This window comes from Gordonia sp. i37 (genome assembly GCF_002043085.1).
GTDB classification, from domain to species: domain Bacteria; phylum Actinomycetota; class Actinomycetes; order Mycobacteriales; family Mycobacteriaceae; genus Gordonia; species Gordonia polyisoprenivorans.
Genome location: NZ_MVPX01000411.1, coordinates 1 through 16,524, shown reverse-complemented (window position 1 = coordinate 16,524; position 16,524 = coordinate 1). Strand labels below are relative to the sequence as shown.

Sequence of the window (16,524 nt, the reverse complement as noted above, 5' to 3'; positions counted from 1 at the left end):
GTTTCCGGCGGAGAACGCCTTGTCGCCCGCTCCGGCGAGGATCGCCACCCAGAGGTCGGGGTCGGCGAAGTAGGCGTCGAAGATCTCGTCGAGTTCGGCGTTGGCCGCCGGGTCGAGTGCATTACGCGCCGCGGGCCGGTTGATCGTCACCTCGAGGACACGGCCGTCCCGACGGACGACGACGTTCTCGTACTCTGCCCGAAAGCCGTGCGGTCCGACCGGGAACAACTCGGACATCCGCTCATCGGAAACGGTCACGCGATTGCCGCGGGCGAAGGACCGGACGTAGATCGGTGAGCCGATGGGATCGTCACTCCCGGTCAGCAATTCGAGGAGTTCATCATCGCCCTCGGCGCCGTTGGCGACGAAGCGCGCGCCGTCGCCGAGCCGGCCGACGACGATGGACTTACGGCGCCCGTTCTTGTCGGCGGGCAACACGGTGAAACTCTCGATGGTCGCGGCGCCGTCGGCATTGCGTCGTTCGTCGACGGACGGTCGGCTATCGAGTTCTCGCTGGATGAGGTCATCGTCGCCGGCCTGCCACGGGGTCGGTGTGGTGGCGTAGATGCCGACCGAGTACTTGCTCATCAGCCCGCCGTTGGCGGCAACGAGACCGAAAGTGCCAGGGCGCGAACGCACTCGATCGACGACCTCGGCGATGGCGTGCATCGAATAATTGTTGCCGGGCCCGCCGAAGTAGGGCAGTCCGCCGGTGACGGTCAACCCACGCGGATCGTCGGCGCGCAGGCCGAATGCATCGCAAATGTTGAACACCGCGATCGGGAAACAGCTGTAGAAGTCGAGGAAAGCGATGTCGTCGAGGGTGAGGTCGGCCATGTCGAGGGCGACGTTCATCGCGGCGATCGACGCGGGACTCGTCGACAGGTCGACGCGTTCCATCAACGGCCGCTCCCGCAGATCACTGTGCCCGTGCACGAATACCCAATGCGCGGGATCGATTCCGAGTTCGGTGGCCTTGGCCACCGACATCACGACGACCCCCGCGGCCTGATTCACCTGATCGCGCGCGACCAGCAGGCGCGTATACGGTTCGGCCAGCGCGCGATTGGAGTCCGACGCCGTCGCGATCTCCTCGACCGATCGCGCTTCCGGCGACGCCGCATGCGGCTTGGCGGCCGCGATCGCCGACATCGGGGCGAACAGTTCGGCCATCGACCGCGCGTAGTCGGCGCGGGACAGTCCCCGATCGTGCCGCCGGGCGTTCTCCAGCAGTGCGTACTGGGTGATTGGCTCGAGGAGTCCGTGCCGCGCCTCCTGCACCGAGGTGAGGCCCTTGAGCCCGAATCCGCGGTCCTCGTGATCGCCGGGCACCGTCTCGGAGAAGTCGGGGCGCGCTTCGGCGGGGAGAGACTTGAGCGCGTGCCGAACCGTCGACATCACCTCCGAGCCGAAGATCAGCACAGCGTCTGCATTGCCGTCGGCGATGGCCTGCGCGAACTCGTCGACCAGTTTCTGCGGGCTCTGTCCGCCGACCACCTCGGTGACCGCGCGCCGCGGCGTGACCCCGATCCGGCCGGCGACCGCGCGCGGCATGTTGTCCGGACGCCCCAGCGGCGACGACGAGAGCGGACTCGACACCTCGAAAGATCGCACCGCCACGACGGTGTCGACGGCCCGTGCCACGTCGGTGTGCGCGACGCCGGTGTCGGTCAGCGCAGCGTCGAGCGCGCGGGCGGCCAGATCGGCCTCACCCAGACCCTGGTACTCGGCGTCGGTGATGCGCTCGGACGCCTGCCCGACGCCGACGATGACGGGGGTGCGCGGATCGAGGTCGTGCAACTGGGCCTCGTGGGTCATGCGGTGTCCTCCCGGTCACATGAGACATGTGCCCACCATCGTTCCATGTGACGAGGCGTGGCCGCCGATGCGCCCGTGTGCTCGCACGACCAGGAGGATCGGTGGGGAGAGGGGGGACCGTACGCCGCGGCAACCCCTCTGTGCCGCGGCGTGCGGGGCCGTGATGTGGATCGCCCCGCGGTAAAGCGCCAGCGTGCGGCTGTTTGGCGGCTGCCGGTCGACGACGTGGCACCCCCCGATGCCACGCCGATCACGTGCGGGAAGTGGGCTCTGTCTCAGAGTCCACTTCCCGCACGTGATCAACCACTGGGCTATTGACAACAATAGAATGACAAACGACGCTCATCGATATCGGATATGTTGTCTTCCAACAAGGCGACCTTGAGGATGGGGCGAGAAAGGCGGTAGGCCGATAATGCGCGATCTCGATCTTCGACGGCTGCGGATGTTCATGGCGGTGGTCGATGCCCCGTCTTTGCGGGTGGCGGCCGAGCGGCTCTACATCTCCCAGCAGGCGCTTTCTGTCGCGATTCGCGAACTCGAGCGGCAACTCGACGTCGAGTTGTTCTCTCGGTCGCGACGAACTCTGACGCCCACGCCGGCCGGGGTGGCGCTCTACGAGGGGGCAATCCCATTGCTGGCGGGCGGGTCGAATCTCGCGGCCGAGGTCAAGATGATCGACGACAACAAGCCCGATCCGTTCTCGATCGGGCACACGCCGGGGCTGGCGCCCTCGGAGGTCTTCCAGGTCATCGAGGGCGCGGTGTTGGCCGATCCGTCGTTGCTGATCACGGTCAAGCCGCTCTGGCCGGGTGACATCCGTGACGCCATCATGTCCGGCGACGTCGACATGGTGCTCGCCCGCTCGCACACCGCGCCGACCGATCTCGCCGGTGCCATCGCCACTCGGCACGAGCTGCGACTGGCGGTCAACGCCGACAATCCGCTGTCGAAGAATCCGACGTGTGCGATGCGTGATCTCGCCGATCACCCGATCGTGGTGTCCGAACTCGAGGACGACTACAAGAACATGATCGTGTCGTACTGTCGCCGAGCGGGTTTCGAGCCGGAGATCGTCGTGTCGAATCTGCGTGGCACTCCACCGCACATGTCGGTGATCACTCATCCGGATGCGTGTGCTTTCGTCACCAACCAGCCGGGATGGTTGTACCAGAACCAGATTCGCATCGTCTCGTTCGACGATCCGCCGATGACCCCGGTGATGGCCATGTGGCTGCCCAACACCGCGTCGAGGATCCGTAACGCCATCCTCGACGCGGTCGGGATCACTGACGAGACAGAATGAGCTCCAGGTCGGTGCCGGTGGGTAGGGCGCCGTACTCGAATCCGCGGTCGGTGCCGAGTCGCGCGGCGATGAATGCCTCGGCGATCTCGGTCGGTGAGAACCGCACGAGCAGAGACGCTTCCAGCGCCAGCGCCATCGATTCGACGACCCGTCGCGCGTTGCGCTGAGCGGCTGCGGCATCGAGTCCGGCGAGTTCGCCGAGCTGGTTGCGCAACCGGTCGAGGTGGGCGTCGAGGTCGGCGTGCGCACCGCGCGCCAGGTTCACCTCGGCGTCGAAGGCGCCGACCGATTCCGGTTCACGGGTCATGGCGCGCAACACGTCGAGGGCGATGACGTTGCCCGAACCCTCCCACACGGCCATCACCGGTTGTTCGCGGTAGCGCATGGCGAGCGGGAAGTCCTCGGTGTATCCGTTGCCGCCCAGGCATTCCAGGGACTCGTAGGCGTGATGCGGGCCGCGTTTGCAGATCCAGTACTTGGCCACCGCGGTCGCCAGGCGGCGAAAGGCACGTTCGGTGTCCGACGCATCCTCGTCGTGGGCGCGCGCCAGGCGCATCGCGGTGACCGTGGCCGCCTCGGATTCCAGTGCGAGATCGGCCAATACGGCCGTCATGGCCGGCTGGTCGGCCAGCGTCGCACCGAATGCCGCGCGATGGCGGGCATGCCACACCGCTTCGGCGACGGACTGCCGCATCCCGGCGGCACTGCCCAGCACGCAGTCCAGTCGGGTCTGGGCGACCATCTCGATGATGGTGCGCACTCCGCGGCCCGGCTCGCCGACCATCAGCGCGACGGTGCCGTCGAGTTCGATCTCGCTGGACGCGTTGGATTTGTTGCCCAGCTTGTTCTTCAGCCGCTGGATGCGGAAGACGTTGCGGGTTCCGTCGGGCAGGACGCGGGGGAGCAGGAAGCACGACAGTCCCTCCCCGCCGGGGCCCTGCGCCTGCGCGAGCACCAGGAACGCATCCGACATCGGCGCCGAGCAGAACCACTTGTGTCCGGTCAGCAGGTACTCCGCACCCGGGCCGCCCGCGCCGACCGGTCGGGCGACGGTGGTGTTGGCGCGGACATCCGACCCACCCTGCTTCTCGGTCATCGACATCCCGAAGATCGCCGATGCCTTGTCGGCGGACAGTTCGGGAGAGTAGCTGCGCGACAGTGCTTTCGGTACCCAGGCGGCAGCGACGTCGGGTTGCAGTTCCAGTGACGGGATCACCGCATGCGTCATCGATACCGGGCAGGCATGGCCCGGCTCGATCTGACCGAAGAGCATGAACACCGCGGCTCGGGCGACATGCGAGCCCGGCTGCGGGTCGGCCCAGCAACGGGTATGGGCGCCATGGGAAATCGATGCGGAGATGATGCGGTGATACGACGGGTGGTACTCGACCTCGTCGATGCGGTGGCCCCACCGGTCGAAGGGGTGCAGTTCAGGGGTGATGGTGTTGGCCAAGTGCGCGTCGCGCTGGAACTCCGCGCTGCCGACCAGCGCGCCGACCTCACGCAGCTCTGCCTCGGCCCATCCCGCGTCGTGACGCGCAACAGCCTCTTGCAGAACGGTATTCAGCTCGTACTCGTTGACGTCGACGCGTGGTGTGGACTGATTGAAGACCGTGTGGGTCAGATGTGGCTGCGGGTGGGCTGTTTCGGTGGAGGTGCTCGGGTTGGTGGTGGTCGGGTTGGTCGAGGTCACGGCGATGCCTTTCCGGTAGGGGTCAGCGGCTGGTCGAGCACGCTGTCGGGGATACCCATGTTGGTGAACAGAACGGTGACGGCCTCGGCGACAGATGTCCCCAATTCGTCTCCGGTGGCGGCATTTTGGACGGTCAGACCGAAAATCGCCGACCAGAAGGCCCGGGCCTCGACGCCGATCTCGGCGCGCAGCTGCCATCCGGTGCGGACCAGGGTGTCGAGGAGTGCGGCCTCGCCGCGGTCGTGCAGGGTGGACAGCGTTTCGGTGATGTGGGGGCGCAGATCGGTGCGACGTGACACCAACAGCATGGCGGTGGTGAACAGCTCGACGTTGCGCGACTGCGGTCCGAGGAGCGTCTCGACGAGGGTTCGGGTGTAGTCACGCACCGTTGTCGCCGACGCCGCGGCCTGCTCGGCATGCCGACCGGCGCGCAGCACCGCCGCACACGCCACCTCGACGAACAACTGCTCCTTGGACCCGAAGTAGTAGGTGACCTGATTGGGAAAGGCGTCGGCCCGGGCGCAGATCTGCGCCACCGACGCGGTCTCCCCGACCTCGGCGAACACTTCACCGGCCGCACGCAGCAGTGCGCTACGGGTGGCCTTGCCGGCCTCGCGGCTGGCGCGACGTGCAGTGGTCAACGTGGCTCCCTAGTGTTTGTATGGCAAACAATAATCGGGAGGGGTGGGGGGTGCGCAAGAGGCGGCGGCGCCTCAAACGACGACGACGACGACTGTGGCGGCGACGACGACACAAGCGAGACGGCGACCGACGGCGCCGTACTTTTGCGCCACGGAGGAGCGACACAACAGTACGGCGCAAGGTCGCTTGACGGCGAGCAGCCGCCTGGTGACCGTCTTCAATCAACGCCGTCGGGCGCCGATGGTCAGTTCGTGTGTGCCGTAACTGTTGTCGTCCGGATTGATGGTGACGCCGGGTGCGACGATTTCGTCGATGTGGTCGAGAATGTCTGCGGACAGCGTGGTCTCGGCGGCGGGTAGGTAGGACTGCAGTTGCTCCATGGTGCGGGGGCCGACGATGGCTGCGGTGACACCGGGGTGGTTGATGACGAACGCGATGGCGAGTTCGATCAGCGGCAGCCCGGCCTGCTCGGCGAGCTGCGCGAGGTCTTCGACGATGTCGAGCTTGCGCTGGTTCGCGGGGATGCTCATGTCGAATCGGGCGCCGGGGCGGGCGGCAGAGGTAGGCGTGGAGGCGGCGTCCTTGCGCCACCGGCCGGACAGCCACCCACCGGCAAGTGGGCTGTAGGTGAGCGTGCCCATACCGTGGCGTTGGGTGGTGGGCAGGACGTCTTCTTCGATGCCGCGCACCAGGATCGAGTACGGCGGTTGTTCGGTGACGAAGCGGGCGAAGTGGTTGTCCTTGGCCGCCCACTGGGCTTCGACGATCTGTGAACCGGAGTACGACGACGATCCGATGTAGCGGACCTTGCCGGCCCGGACGAGGTCGGTGAGCGCTCCGAGGGTTTCTTCGACGTCGGTGTCGGGAGCGGGTCGGTGGACCTGGTAGAGGTCGATGTGGTCGGTACCCAACCGGCGCAACGAGTTTTCGACCTCGCGGATGATCCAGCGTCGGCTTCCCCCGCGGTGGTTGGGGTCCTCACCCATCGGCATGAAGAATTTCGTGGCCAGCACCACGTCGTCGCGGCGCCCGCGGAGTGCTTCGCCGACAATCTCTTCCGATTCGCCGCCGGAGTAGACATCGGCGGTGTCGACGAAGTTGATGCCGGCGTCGAGGGCGGCGTGGATGATGCGGATCGAGTCGGTGCGATCGTCGTTGCCCCAGGGGCCGAACATCATTGCTCCCAGGCACAGTGGGCTGACCTGAACTCCGGTGCGTCCCAACGGGCGTGTCTGCATGTGCGTGTCTCCTTGGGTGTGTGTCAGGCGGGTGTGAGTTCGAGGGTCGCGGCGCGCGGGCCGGGTTCTTCGAGGTGGTCGACGATGGATGCGTAGCTGCCGTACTTGTCGCGGTAGGCGCGGTCGACGGCGGCGAGGTCGTCCTCGCTGTCGACTTCGGTGAAGGTGACGTCAAAGCTGTTGCTACGTGCGGTGATCTGTCCCTTGCCGGTGGCGATGGCCCAGGTGAACCAGGACGCGCTGCGACCGTTGTTGGAGCGGATGAAGATTCGGTCGTCGACGGCGACGATCCAGATGATCCGCGGATTGCGAAGGCTGCCATCGCGTCTGCGGGTCGCGAGATGCACCTCTTGGGGTGCGGTCAGGGTATGTAGGGCATCAGCCGCCCAAGTGCTCATGGGTGGTGTCCTCACGCTTCCGGGATATCGCGACCGAAGTTCTCGCGGGTGATGACGTCGGGTTCGGGACCGCCACGCACGCCGGTGTCGAGTGCGTCGATCGCGGCGAGCTCGTCGGCGGTGAGATCGAAGTCGACGATGTCGAAGTTCTCCGCGATCCGCGACGGTGTCACGGACTTGGGGATGACCTGCCGCCCTTGCTGGAGGTGCCAGCGCAGCATCACCTGGGCGGGCGTTTTCCCGTGTGTGTCAGCGATTGTCCCGATGGTCGGGTCCTGCAGGGTGGAACCGTGCGAGCCGTCGCGGTAGAAGGTGATACCGCCGATCGGCGACCACGCCTGCGAAAGGATGCCGTGTTCGGCGTTTGCCTCGAGCAGAGCGGTTTGCCGGAAGTAGGGGTGCACTTCGATCTGGTTGACCGCCGGGATCACCGATGTCGCGTCGAAGAGTCGGGTCAGATGCTCGGGCATGAAGTTGCTGACGCCGATGGACCGTACCTTGCCGTCGGCCAGCAGGGTTTCGAGGGCCTTGTAGGCGTCGATGGTGAGGTCGAATTCCCCGGGCAGCGCTTGGTGCAGGATCAGCAGGTCGATCTGTTCGACGCCGAGTTTGCCCGTCGCCTTGTCGAAGGCGTGCAGGGTGGCGTCGTAGCCGTAATCGCTGATCCACACCTTGGTCTCGATGAACAGCTCGTCACGGTCGAGCCCGGAGCGCCGGATGGCCTCGCCGACGCCCTTCTCGTTGAGATAGGCTGCGGCGGTGTCGATGTGGCGGTACCCGGCTTCCAGCGCCGTGGTCACCGCCGCCGTCGTCTCCTCCGGCGGAGTCTGGAACACGCCGAATCCGACGGCCGGAATGAGGACGTTGTTGTTGAGTTCAAAGGTGGGAATCGCCATGGGTCCGACGCTACGCGCGGCGGGACCGGCGAGGGAGGGCTCATCGAACCAGGTACTGGCATTACCTGTCAGGTCGGCGGCGTCGTACCTAACCTGAAGAACATGGGCACCACCGACCTACGCACCCAGATCCGCGACTTCCTCGCTTCGCGGCGCGCACGAATCACCCCGGAACAGGCAGGTTTGCCCGCCTACGGCGGCAATCGTCGCGTCAAGGGGCTGCGTCGGGAGGAAGTCGCCATGCTCGCCGGGGTGTCGGTCGACTACTACGTCCGGATGGAACGCGGCAATCTCGCCGGCGCGTCGGACGGCGTGCTCGCCGCGCTTGCCGAGGCCTTGCAACTCGACGAGGCCGAGCGCGACCACCTGTTCGCGCTCGCCTGCGCGTCGCAGACCGGTGCCGGCACCCGACGTCCCCGCACGCCGGCGACGGTGCGGCCGGTCATCCAGCAGGTTCTCGACGCCGTCACGGATGCCCCGGCCTGGGTGCGCAACGGCCGGCACGACATCGTGGCGATGAATCAGCTTGCCCGCGCACTGTATTCACCGGTCCTCGCCGATCCCCGCCGTCCCGCCAACACCGCCCGGTTCGTCTATCTTCAGCAGGAGGAGGCGGAGAGGTTTTTCGTCGACTACGACCAGATCGCCACCGATGCAGCCGCCATGCTCCGACTCGAGGCGGGCCGGAACCCGCACGACAAGGCACTGATCCAACTCGTCGGCGAATTATCCACGTGCAGTGAACGTTTCCGACAGCGGTGGGCGTCGCAGGATGTGCGCTTCCACCGCAGCGGACACAAGCGCATCCACCATCCCGTCGTCGGGCGACTCGACCTCGACTTCGAAAGCATGGAAATGTCCTCGGAACCGGGCCTGCAACTGAACATCTACACCGCCGCGGCCGGCACCCCCGCAGCCGACGGCCTGGCATTGCTCGCGTCCTGGGCGGCAGGGCAGGAGCAGGTGAACACCGAGCATCACGCGCTGGGATGACACGAGCCCCGCTCGGGCAAGCTTCCATGCCCGTAATGCCGTATTTCTGTGTCGGATACTGGCTCCGAAGTACGGCGCAAAGCTATGATCATCGCCATCTGGAGTGTTTCGCCCGGTCCGTCGTACTCGGTACGGCTGGCCGGGCGGCTGCGTTTTTCGATGTGACGCAGCTCTATCGCACAGCTCAGTCGTCGTCCTCGTCCCCGTGATCGACCCGGACCACCCCATCGATCGCCGCCAGCGTGCCGGTGGCAGCATCGGCTCCGCGGCCGTGGAAGCGCAGGGTGATCATGACGAGCGGGATCTCGTTCCCGTCGGCGGCTCGGGGGCGATGTCGATCGGCGATGGTGAGGGAGTCCACCGTCCATGACTGGGCGGTGCACGTCGCGAGCAGGTCGCGCAACACGCCGCGGCCGTCCTCGTAGGTGATGGTGTACGAGCGCTCCGCCTGGCCGCGCGCGCTCACGAACCGCCCGAGCGGTGTGTAGGCGAAGACGATGACGAAATGCAGGCCGGTGACCAGTAACGCCAACAGTGGCAGCCCGGCGCCCGCGGCCATACCGATCGCCGCGGTCTCCCACACCGATGCCGCGGTGGTCAGCCCCCGGATGGCGCCACGCCGCGTGATGATCAGTCCAGCTCCGAGGAATCCGATCCCCGAGACGATCTGAGCGGCCACGCGTGAGGGGTCGAGGACGACCTGCCCGTTCTCCAGGACGTCGCCGAATCCGTATTTGCTGACCAGCACGATGAGGGCGGACGCCGTGCCGACGATCGTCTGGGTGCGCAATCCGGCGCTCTTGCCCCGGAATTGGCGCTCCAGCCCGATCACCGACGACAGTACGAATGCCAGCATGAGTTCGCCGAACTGTCGCCACTGTTGGCCGTGGGCTGCGTCGATCGCAACTGACAGGTGGGTCATCCACCGATTATCGCGCGGTGTCCTTGTGGTCGGGGTGTCGATTCGCGCCGACCCCGGGTTGTCGCATCACCGACGGCGTCGGGTGATCTTGCGTCCGCAGTAGAGCTTGATCGGATCGGTACTCAGGGGCATCACCGTGAGGAAGGCGAGCACGTTGATCGCGACCGACATCCACAGGTGATTGGTGAACGACTGGAACACGGCCACGCCCGACATGAGTCCGAGGACATAGAGGACCCACCAGGCCCAGAGTTTGCCGCGGCTCACGAATGCCGTCGACGCCAGCGCGATGATGGAGATGACCAGAGAGATGCCGGTCGCCGCGACGGCGAGACCGGAGCCGGCCACGATGGAGATGGTGAGAGAAGCGATTGCGATCACCGTCACCAGGGCCCAGATCCCGATGATGGTCAGCATTCCGGCCTTGACCTGCTGCCAGGTCACCGATGTCGGATTCGTCGCGAATTGCGGACCGCCCATGATCATGTGTTCTTCTCCCGCCCCGGTTGTGAGCGCCGGCTGGCACCGACGCTTGTCGCACGACCATACCCACCATCGTCGAGATGCTGAATCCATTGTGGGAGAAGTCGAACCGACGTCATTCGATGAGTGCACCGCATAGTTCCCGAACGCGACAAGCGGGTCTGTGGCGCGCAGTCGCGCCGAAGTGGGCCGGCCGAAGGCGTCGGCAGGGATTGCCAACACTGATATGTCAGGACATACTGGGATCATGACACTTTGTCAGGACAAATAAGGAGAACTCACATGCCGCTGGTGCACATCCACGTGACCGAGGGCCGTCGAACCGATGCCGAGCTACGACGTTTCGCCGACGTGGTGCAGGAGGTCATGCTCGAGCACTTCGCGGCTCCGGCGCGCGATCGCTACCAGATCATCACCGAGCACAAACCTGGACGAATCATCCTCGAGGACACCGGACTCGGCTTCGAGCGCACCGACGACGCGGTGGTCATACAGATCTTCCAGCAGGGCCGCAGCCTCGACCAGAAGCGCGCTGCCTTCGGCGCATTGGCCGACCGCTTGCACACCGAAACCGGTTTGCGCCGTGCCGATCTGGTGATCTCGGTGGCGGCGAACACTCGCGAGGACTGGTCCTTTGGAGACGGGGTCGCGCAGTTCGTGGACGGGGTGCTGGCGTGACCGGCCGGTCTTCGCATTGATCCGGACGCCCGTCCTCATCCGCGTCGCTACTTCCCGCTGTAGACCGGGAACACCGCGCTGTCGCCGTAGTCCTTCTCGGTCAGGTCGCGCAGCGTATCCATGTCGTGGTCGGAGATCGTGAAGTCCACCTCGGCGTTGGCGCGCATGTGATCGGGATTGGCGGTCTTGGGCAGCGACACGGTGCCGAGTTGGAGTGTGTAGCGGATGCACAACTGCGGCACACTCACCGAGTACTTCTCGGCGATCGCTCCCACGGCGCGGTTGGTGAGGATCTCGCCGTGGGCGATGGGGGAATAGGCCTCGACGACAATGTTCTTGGCCTGGCAGTAGGCGATCAGCTCGGTCGGGGTGTTGCCGGCGTGCACGAGGATCTGGTTCACGTGCGGCGTGACGTTGCCGTGTTCCAGGATGTTCTCCAGGTCGGGCTCCAGGAAGTTCGAGACCCCGATCGAGCGGATCTTGCCCGCGCCGTGGGCCTCTTCGAGCGCCTGCCACGCCTGGCGGTTTCCGTCGGCGTAGTCACCCCCGCGGAAGTCGTCCCAAGGTTGCGGGCTGTGGATGAGCATCAGGTCGATGTACTCCAGGCCGAGCTTCTCCAGTGATCCGTCGATCGCGGCCACGGCCGCGTCGTGGTCCTTGATCTCGACGGCGAGCTTGGTGGATACGAACAGGTCCTCCCGAGCGACGCCGGCGGTCCGGAATCCCTCACCGACGCCGCGTTCGTTGCCGTACGCCTGCGCGGTGTCGATGTTGCGGTAGCCGATCTCGATTGCGGCACGGACGGCCTCGGCGGCGTTGTCGTCGTCGATGAACCAGGTTCCCAGGCCGAGCTTCGGAATGGTCGCTCCGTTGGACAGGGTGTAGGTCTCGTCGAGGATGGTCATGCTTTTTGCTCCGTTCGTAGAGAGCTCGAATATCTTGTCACTCATGGTCGGCACGTGATCGTGGTGTGCTGTCACTGCGGCGCCACCCGGTACTCCTCGTCGCTCACCGGCTCCAGCCAGTGCACCGCCGCGTGATCGTCGTCGGCCTCGTTGATCGCCAGGTGCACCATCAATCGATCCGGTGCTGCGCCGTGCCAATGCTCTTCGTCGGCTTCGAACAGGACGCGGTCGCCGGGCCGGATCACCTCAACGGGCCCGCCGCGGCGTTGGCACAGTCCGAGGCCCTCGGTGACGAACACCGTCTGGCTCAACGGATGCCGGTGCCAGAAGGTGCGTGCGCCCGGCATGAAGTGAACGAGATTCGCCGAGATCCGCGAGGGTGCGGGTGCTGCGGCAACGGCGTCGATGTAGACGTCGCCGGTGAACCAGTCCGCCGGGCCCTTGGCGGTGCTGATCGAGCTTCGGGTGATTTCCATTGGGATCAAGGGCCTTTCGGGTTGTCGGGCGGCTGGCTCGTCAGTTGGGCGAACATGGGGGCGTGAGCCTCGGAGCGGCAGATCCCGCGGGACTCGATGTCGATTGCGGACACCCTTCGATGGTGCCCCGCCGCGGTCGCATCGCGCCAGCGTGGAAGAGGGTCCTGTCTGTACCCCCTATCGGCAGCAGCCGAGTCGTACCGTGGTCGGTGTGGAGCATCCACCGATGCTCGACAACAGTGCTCCGGGGCGGGCGAATCGCGCGGTTCGCCTTTCTCGATCCCGCGTCGCGCGAGTTGTATCCGAACTGGACGGCGCTGCCCGGGTGGCGGCCGCGCAACTGCGTCTGGCGGCCGGCAAGTATCTGAATGCTCGGGCACTGTCGGCGTTGGTCGGTGAACTCGCCACGCGCAGCATCGAAATCCGGACAATGTGGGCTGAACACGAAGTGCGCCTGCACTTCGTGGGCACCAAGTACTTCACCCACCCCGCCGTCGGTGAGATCGAACTGTCGTATCATACGATGGATTTACCCAGCGATCCCGGACACGCGCTGACGATCTACCACGCCGTGCCCGCGTCGGCGTCGGCGGATGCGTTGCGGTTGCTCGCGGCGTGGGCGGTGTCACGCACGCTGGCGAGTTCGGTCGAGCCGGGGAGTGCCGCGCCATCGCAGTAGCGAAATCGAGTTTTCAGACCAGGGTTTCGACGTCGCCGTTGGCGGCGATGCGTTCGGCGGGCCGGGGGCGCATACGCGTGCGCATCGTCGGCCGCGAAGTACACCCACCATTCCTGAATGGCCCCGGTTTGACCGAGACATCGTACATGTCGGCATCGACAACGATATGGGTATTGCGCCCAGCCTCTTTCGCGGCGAGGAGGGCATCGTCGGCGATCGACATCGCTTCTGCCAGAGACGGTATCGTGTGTGCGGGTTCGGCGGACTGGTCGGCACCGGTATAGAAGACTGCGCCGATGCTCACCGTGACCGGTGTTTCCCCCAGGATGCCGGGTGGTGTTTCACGGATCTGTTCGATCGCGGCCAGCGCCTCGTCGCCGGAGGCCCGCATGACGACGGCGAACTCGTCGCCGCCGAGCCTTCCGGTCGCGGCGCCGGGTCCGGCGATGTCGGCGATACGGGTGGCCAATCGACTGAGGATCGCATCCCCGACCGAATGGCCGTGGGCGTCGTTGATCTGCTTGAACCGGTCGACGTCGATCATGATCAGTGTGACGGGTCGGCCCGACTGGAGAAAGCCGGTGGCCGCGGAGTCGAAGCCGCGGCGGTTCAGAACGCCGGTCAGCGGATCGGTATTCGCCCAATTCAGTTGGGTGCGCAATGCCTGTTTGAAAGCGGCCGAGTACGAGCGGAGCAAGAGAACTATTCCATTGGATGCGACGAATGTGACGAATGCGCTGTACGCGACGGTACCGGCGGGGGCACCCTCGATCCCCGCAATTACCGCAAAGCTCATGATCGCCAGACTACTGAAAGCCATGTGCGCGTACATCACTCCGAGTCGCACGAAATGCGCGACAAATCCCCCGATGACCGCGAACAGGACACAGCCCTGCACTGTCAGCAATGGATTCCGGGCGGCAAAGAGTCCGACGACGAGCCCGACGTCGGCGTAGAGAACGAAGACGTTGTTCAACGAGGTCAGGGAGTGTGAGCCCACAGCCCTCGACCACCACGAGGTGTAGATGCGCATCCGCGTCATCACGATGGCCACCGGGATGGTCGAGACCGCGAGTGCGAGAACCACTGTCGTGCGCACGACCGATCCGCGGGTTCCGTCGGGTGTCGTTGCGCAGAGGGCCGCGACGATGCCGAAACACAACGTCAATGCCGCAATTCCCCACTGCGCGACTCGATCACGACCACCTGCCAGAAAGATCGCTGACCTGGCCGATGTCGAGACCTGTCGTTCACGCAGATCGCCATCGAGGCCGTTCTCAACCTTGCCGCGACGTCGCAAGGAGCGCGCCGACAGAGAGGATGACACAGAACTGGCCTCTCTTTATTGACAGCACTCAGATGCTCGCCGATCTTCCCCCGATGCGATCTTTTGTATGCTATCCACGCTCGTGCCGATGTCGCTCGCCCACGGCGACAGCGACTTCCAGACGTTTGACAACTACGGTTTGTCAGAATGCATAAATGCTCAAGACGACTGCGGTTTGTTAAGAAGGCAAAGTTTCACTTAACTGTGTCGACCGGGTTCATGAGTGTTCGGTGGATGGATGAGAAGACGTCGGCGTGACCGGAGCGAGTCGATCGGCGCGGTGCGCTGGAGCTGGGCACCCTCGCCCACATGGTCGGGATCGATGATGGTGTGGGTGTTGCGTCCGGCATTCTTGGCCATGAGCAAGGCTTCATCGGCCAGCGCGGTGGCCTGTTCGAGTAGGTCGCGATACTCGTGGGAGAGCGTCGGCCACTCCCGGTAGATCACGGCCCCGATGCTCACCGTCACCGGGGAGCCGCTGAGCACGTCGATCGGGGTCTCCTGGATCGCGTGGAGGAGGGTGCACACCGCTCCCGGCGCTGCCCGCAGCGCGATCGCGAACTCGTCACCACCGAGACGTCCGACGACGGCATCGGGGCCTGCCAACTCCTGCACACGCGCCGCGAGCCGACTGAGGATGGCGTCTCCCACCGAATGCCCGTACGCGTCGTTGATCTGCTTGAACCGGTCGACGTCGAGCATCATCACGGCGACGGGTGGAGTTGCGGCGACGATGCCGTCGGCTGCAACGGTGAATCCACGTCGGTTGAGCGCGCCGGTCAGGGCGTCGGTATTGGCCCAGTCCAGCTGAGTCTGCATGGTGCTCTTGAATGCTGTCGAGTATGCGCTCAACATGAGCACGATGCCGTTCGATGCGACCAGGGACACCAACGCGAAGTAGAGCACCATGCCGATCGGGTGACCGTCGTACACGGCGCGTGCGGCGAGCGCGACGATCACCGCACTGCTGAACACCAAGTGCGCGATGACCACGCGGAACCTGACGAAGTGCGCGACATAGGCACCGACGACCGCGAATGTTGTGGCGCCGTGCAGGGCAAGGAGCGGACTCGCAAAGGTGCACAGCGCGATGGTCAGACCAATGTCTGCGTACGCGACGAACAGGTGGTTGTGGGCGCGTAGAGACCGAGGACGTGACCACCACACACTGCCAAAGCTGATCCTGGACACGGAGAAGGCGACCGGGATCGTGGACCCGGCCGCGATGAGCAAGATCGTCGTCCGCACGACCGATCCCTGTGTTCCGGCAGGGGTCGTGGATGCGATGAAACCGAGAACGCCGAAAAGCACTGTCAGGATCGCGATTCCACGCTGGAGCAGTACCTCTCTGCCGCCGGCGTCCTCGACCGCACGCCCTGCTGTGCTCCAACTGTGCCTCAGTTGTGGGGCGTCCGTCGCCGCGGCGAAAGCTCTCGTTCGGTTGCCCAGCAGTGTGCCAGGTCGGTCGTCGGCCTCTGGGGACAAGTGCGCATCCCTCCATGTGCAGCGCACGAATACAGCTATTGCCTCGGATCCCCCGTGTCCGATAGTGAATTCTATCCGCCGATGCCGAACGCGGCGGTGTCGGGTGGTGTATGCGGCACCTGCCCATGAGCGCAAGCGCCGATCAGCGGTTCAGTCGCCAGATCTGCGTCGACAGGGCGGTCGCAAACGCACACCACAGCGGATACGGCGCCAGTGCCACACCCGCTCGGGTGCTCGCCGACGCGGTGCGACGGGTTAGATCGGCGCTGCTCGCGGTCAGTGCGGCGGCAAGGAGTGCGGCCGGTCCGAGCCGGTGTGCGCCGAAGAACACCACGCTCCATCCCGCGTTGAGCGTCAGGTTCACCCGAGTGCTCCGGCCAGCGCCCGGGCATCGGCGTCGCGACCGTCGCTGCACAGGCGGTCGTAGGCCGCGGCGGTGGTGACCGCGGTGTCGGCGTAGAGGGCCGTCCACGCGATCGGGAAGGCGGCACGCGGCGGGGTGAAGCTTGGTTTGCGCAGCGTCGGGTACCAGGTGGTCACCGACTTGCTGGTGGTGAACGAGCCGATGGCGGCTGCGGCGGGGGG

The 16,524-nt window shown here is 65.5% G+C and carries 16 protein-coding genes and 1 pseudogene; 4 read left to right on the top strand and 13 right to left on the bottom strand.

What is annotated here, in order from left to right; translation table 11 throughout:
* Window positions 1-1,818 (bottom strand): acetyl-CoA acetyltransferase (locus tag B1964_RS20490; RefSeq protein WP_079931086.1); only part of this gene is annotated, 1,818 nt, incomplete at its 3' end.
* Window positions 1,819-2,233: 415 nt separating this feature from the next.
* Between B1964_RS20490 and B1964_RS20485 the strand changes: the two genes are divergently transcribed.
* A complete protein-coding gene (locus B1964_RS20485; RefSeq protein WP_079931085.1) occupies window positions 2,234-3,124 on the top strand; it encodes a LysR family transcriptional regulator in 891 nt (296 codons plus the stop codon).
* On the opposite strand, the gene B1964_RS20480 is transcribed toward B1964_RS20485, so the two are convergent.
* The 5 genes from B1964_RS20480 to B1964_RS20460 all read right to left on the bottom strand — a co-directional run bounded on the left by B1964_RS20480 (window position 3,105) and on the right by B1964_RS20460 (window position 7,991).
* Window positions 3,105-4,817, bottom strand: a complete 1,713-nt coding sequence (locus tag B1964_RS20480) for an acyl-CoA dehydrogenase family protein (protein ID WP_079931084.1) — start codon at window positions 4,815-4,817, stop codon at window positions 3,105-3,107. The two genes, B1964_RS20485 and B1964_RS20480, sit on opposite strands and share 20 nt — an antisense overlap.
* Window positions 4,814-5,458 carry a TetR/AcrR family transcriptional regulator C-terminal domain-containing protein gene (locus B1964_RS20475; protein ID WP_006369903.1) on the bottom strand — a complete coding sequence of 215 codons (645 nt, stop codon included), beginning with the start codon at window positions 5,456-5,458 and terminating at the stop codon, window positions 4,814-4,816. The genes B1964_RS20480 and B1964_RS20475 overlap by 4 nt, the downstream gene beginning before the upstream one ends.
* A gap of 222 nt (window positions 5,459-5,680) precedes the next feature.
* Window positions 5,681-6,697, bottom strand: coding sequence for an aldo/keto reductase (locus B1964_RS20470; protein ID WP_079931083.1), 1,017 nt, complete (start codon window positions 6,695-6,697; stop codon window positions 5,681-5,683).
* Between the two features lie 23 nt (window positions 6,698-6,720).
* Entirely contained in the window at window positions 6,721-7,095 is a 375-nt protein-coding gene (locus tag B1964_RS20465; protein WP_079931082.1) for a DUF2255 family protein, read from the bottom strand.
* Window positions 7,096-7,106: 11 nt separating this feature from the next.
* Window positions 7,107-7,991, bottom strand: a complete 885-nt coding sequence (locus B1964_RS20460; protein ID WP_079931081.1) for an aldo/keto reductase — start codon at window positions 7,989-7,991, stop codon at window positions 7,107-7,109.
* Between the two features lie 102 nt (window positions 7,992-8,093).
* Between B1964_RS20460 and B1964_RS20455 the strand changes: the two genes are divergently transcribed.
* Window positions 8,094-8,984 carry a helix-turn-helix domain-containing protein gene (locus B1964_RS20455; protein WP_079931080.1) on the top strand — a complete coding sequence of 297 codons (891 nt, stop codon included), beginning with the start codon at window positions 8,094-8,096 and terminating at the stop codon, window positions 8,982-8,984.
* Window positions 8,985-9,168: 184 nt separating this feature from the next.
* Here B1964_RS20455 and B1964_RS20450 read toward each other — a convergent pair whose 3' ends face one another.
* Together B1964_RS20450 and B1964_RS20445 are read right to left on the bottom strand one after the other, a co-directional pair.
* Window positions 9,169-9,840: an MgtC/SapB family protein gene (locus B1964_RS20450; protein WP_253194101.1), complete on the bottom strand. Its 672-nt coding sequence runs from the start codon at window positions 9,838-9,840 to the stop codon at window positions 9,169-9,171.
* 132 nt (window positions 9,841-9,972) lie between these two features.
* On the bottom strand, window positions 9,973-10,392 hold the full coding sequence (locus B1964_RS20445) for a hypothetical protein (RefSeq protein WP_079931078.1): 420 nt from the start codon (window positions 10,390-10,392) through the stop codon (window positions 9,973-9,975).
* A gap of 279 nt (window positions 10,393-10,671) precedes the next feature.
* On the opposite strand from B1964_RS20445, the gene B1964_RS20440 reads away from it, so the two are divergent.
* Window positions 10,672-11,067: a tautomerase family protein gene (locus tag B1964_RS20440; protein ID WP_079931077.1), complete on the top strand. Its 396-nt coding sequence runs from the start codon at window positions 10,672-10,674 to the stop codon at window positions 11,065-11,067.
* Between the two features lie 47 nt (window positions 11,068-11,114).
* Here the strand turns inward: B1964_RS20440 and B1964_RS20435 are convergent, their stop codons facing one another.
* A complete protein-coding gene (locus B1964_RS20435; RefSeq protein ID WP_079931076.1) occupies window positions 11,115-11,972 on the bottom strand; it encodes an aldo/keto reductase in 858 nt (285 codons plus the stop codon).
* Between the two features lie 71 nt (window positions 11,973-12,043).
* Window positions 12,044-12,448 carry a cupin domain-containing protein gene (locus B1964_RS20430; protein ID WP_079931075.1) on the bottom strand — a complete coding sequence of 135 codons (405 nt, stop codon included), beginning with the start codon at window positions 12,446-12,448 and terminating at the stop codon, window positions 12,044-12,046.
* Between the two features lie 211 nt (window positions 12,449-12,659).
* Here B1964_RS20430 and B1964_RS20425 point away from each other — a divergent pair, with 211 nt between their 5' ends.
* Window positions 12,660-13,127, top strand: a complete 468-nt coding sequence (locus tag B1964_RS20425; protein WP_253194100.1) for a hypothetical protein — start codon at window positions 12,660-12,662, stop codon at window positions 13,125-13,127.
* 13 nt (window positions 13,128-13,140) lie between these two features.
* Here the strand turns inward: B1964_RS20425 and B1964_RS20420 are convergent, their stop codons facing one another.
* The 3 genes and pseudogenes from B1964_RS20420 to B1964_RS20410 form a co-directional block, all read right to left on the bottom strand.
* Window positions 13,141-14,226 carry a diguanylate cyclase gene (locus B1964_RS20420; protein WP_253194099.1) on the bottom strand — a complete coding sequence of 362 codons (1,086 nt, stop codon included), beginning with the start codon at window positions 14,224-14,226 and terminating at the stop codon, window positions 13,141-13,143.
* 426 nt (window positions 14,227-14,652) lie between these two features.
* Window positions 14,653-15,702, bottom strand: a complete 1,050-nt coding sequence (locus B1964_RS20415; RefSeq protein WP_253194098.1) for a GGDEF domain-containing protein — start codon at window positions 15,700-15,702, stop codon at window positions 14,653-14,655.
* A 379-nt stretch (window positions 15,703-16,081) separates the two neighbouring features.
* Window positions 16,082-16,524, bottom strand: a pseudogene (locus B1964_RS20410) (TspO/MBR family protein); the annotation flags it as partial.

Coding starts and splice junctions, on each gene's coding strand:
- B1964_RS20485 (WP_079931085.1), top strand. CDS start 2,234: ATGCGCGATCTCGATCTTCGACGGCTGCGGATGTTCATGGCGGTGGTC.
- B1964_RS20470 (WP_079931083.1), bottom strand. CDS start 6,697: ATGCAGACACGCCCGTTGGGACGCACCGGAGTTCAGGTCAGCCCACTG.
- B1964_RS20465 (WP_079931082.1), bottom strand. CDS start 7,095: ATGAGCACTTGGGCGGCTGATGCCCTACATACCCTGACCGCACCCCAA.
- B1964_RS20460 (WP_079931081.1), bottom strand. CDS start 7,991: ATGGCGATTCCCACCTTTGAACTCAACAACAACGTCCTCATTCCGGCC.
- B1964_RS20455 (WP_079931080.1), top strand. CDS start 8,094: ATGGGCACCACCGACCTACGCACCCAGATCCGCGACTTCCTCGCTTCG.
- B1964_RS20450 (WP_253194101.1), bottom strand. CDS start 9,840: ATGCTGGCATTCGTACTGTCGTCGGTGATCGGGCTGGAGCGCCAATTC.
- B1964_RS20445 (WP_079931078.1), bottom strand. CDS start 10,392: ATGATCATGGGCGGTCCGCAATTCGCGACGAATCCGACATCGGTGACC.
- B1964_RS20440 (WP_079931077.1), top strand. CDS start 10,672: ATGCCGCTGGTGCACATCCACGTGACCGAGGGCCGTCGAACCGATGCC.
- B1964_RS20435 (WP_079931076.1), bottom strand. CDS start 11,972: ATGACCATCCTCGACGAGACCTACACCCTGTCCAACGGAGCGACCATT.
- B1964_RS20430 (WP_079931075.1), bottom strand. CDS start 12,448: ATGGAAATCACCCGAAGCTCGATCAGCACCGCCAAGGGCCCGGCGGAC.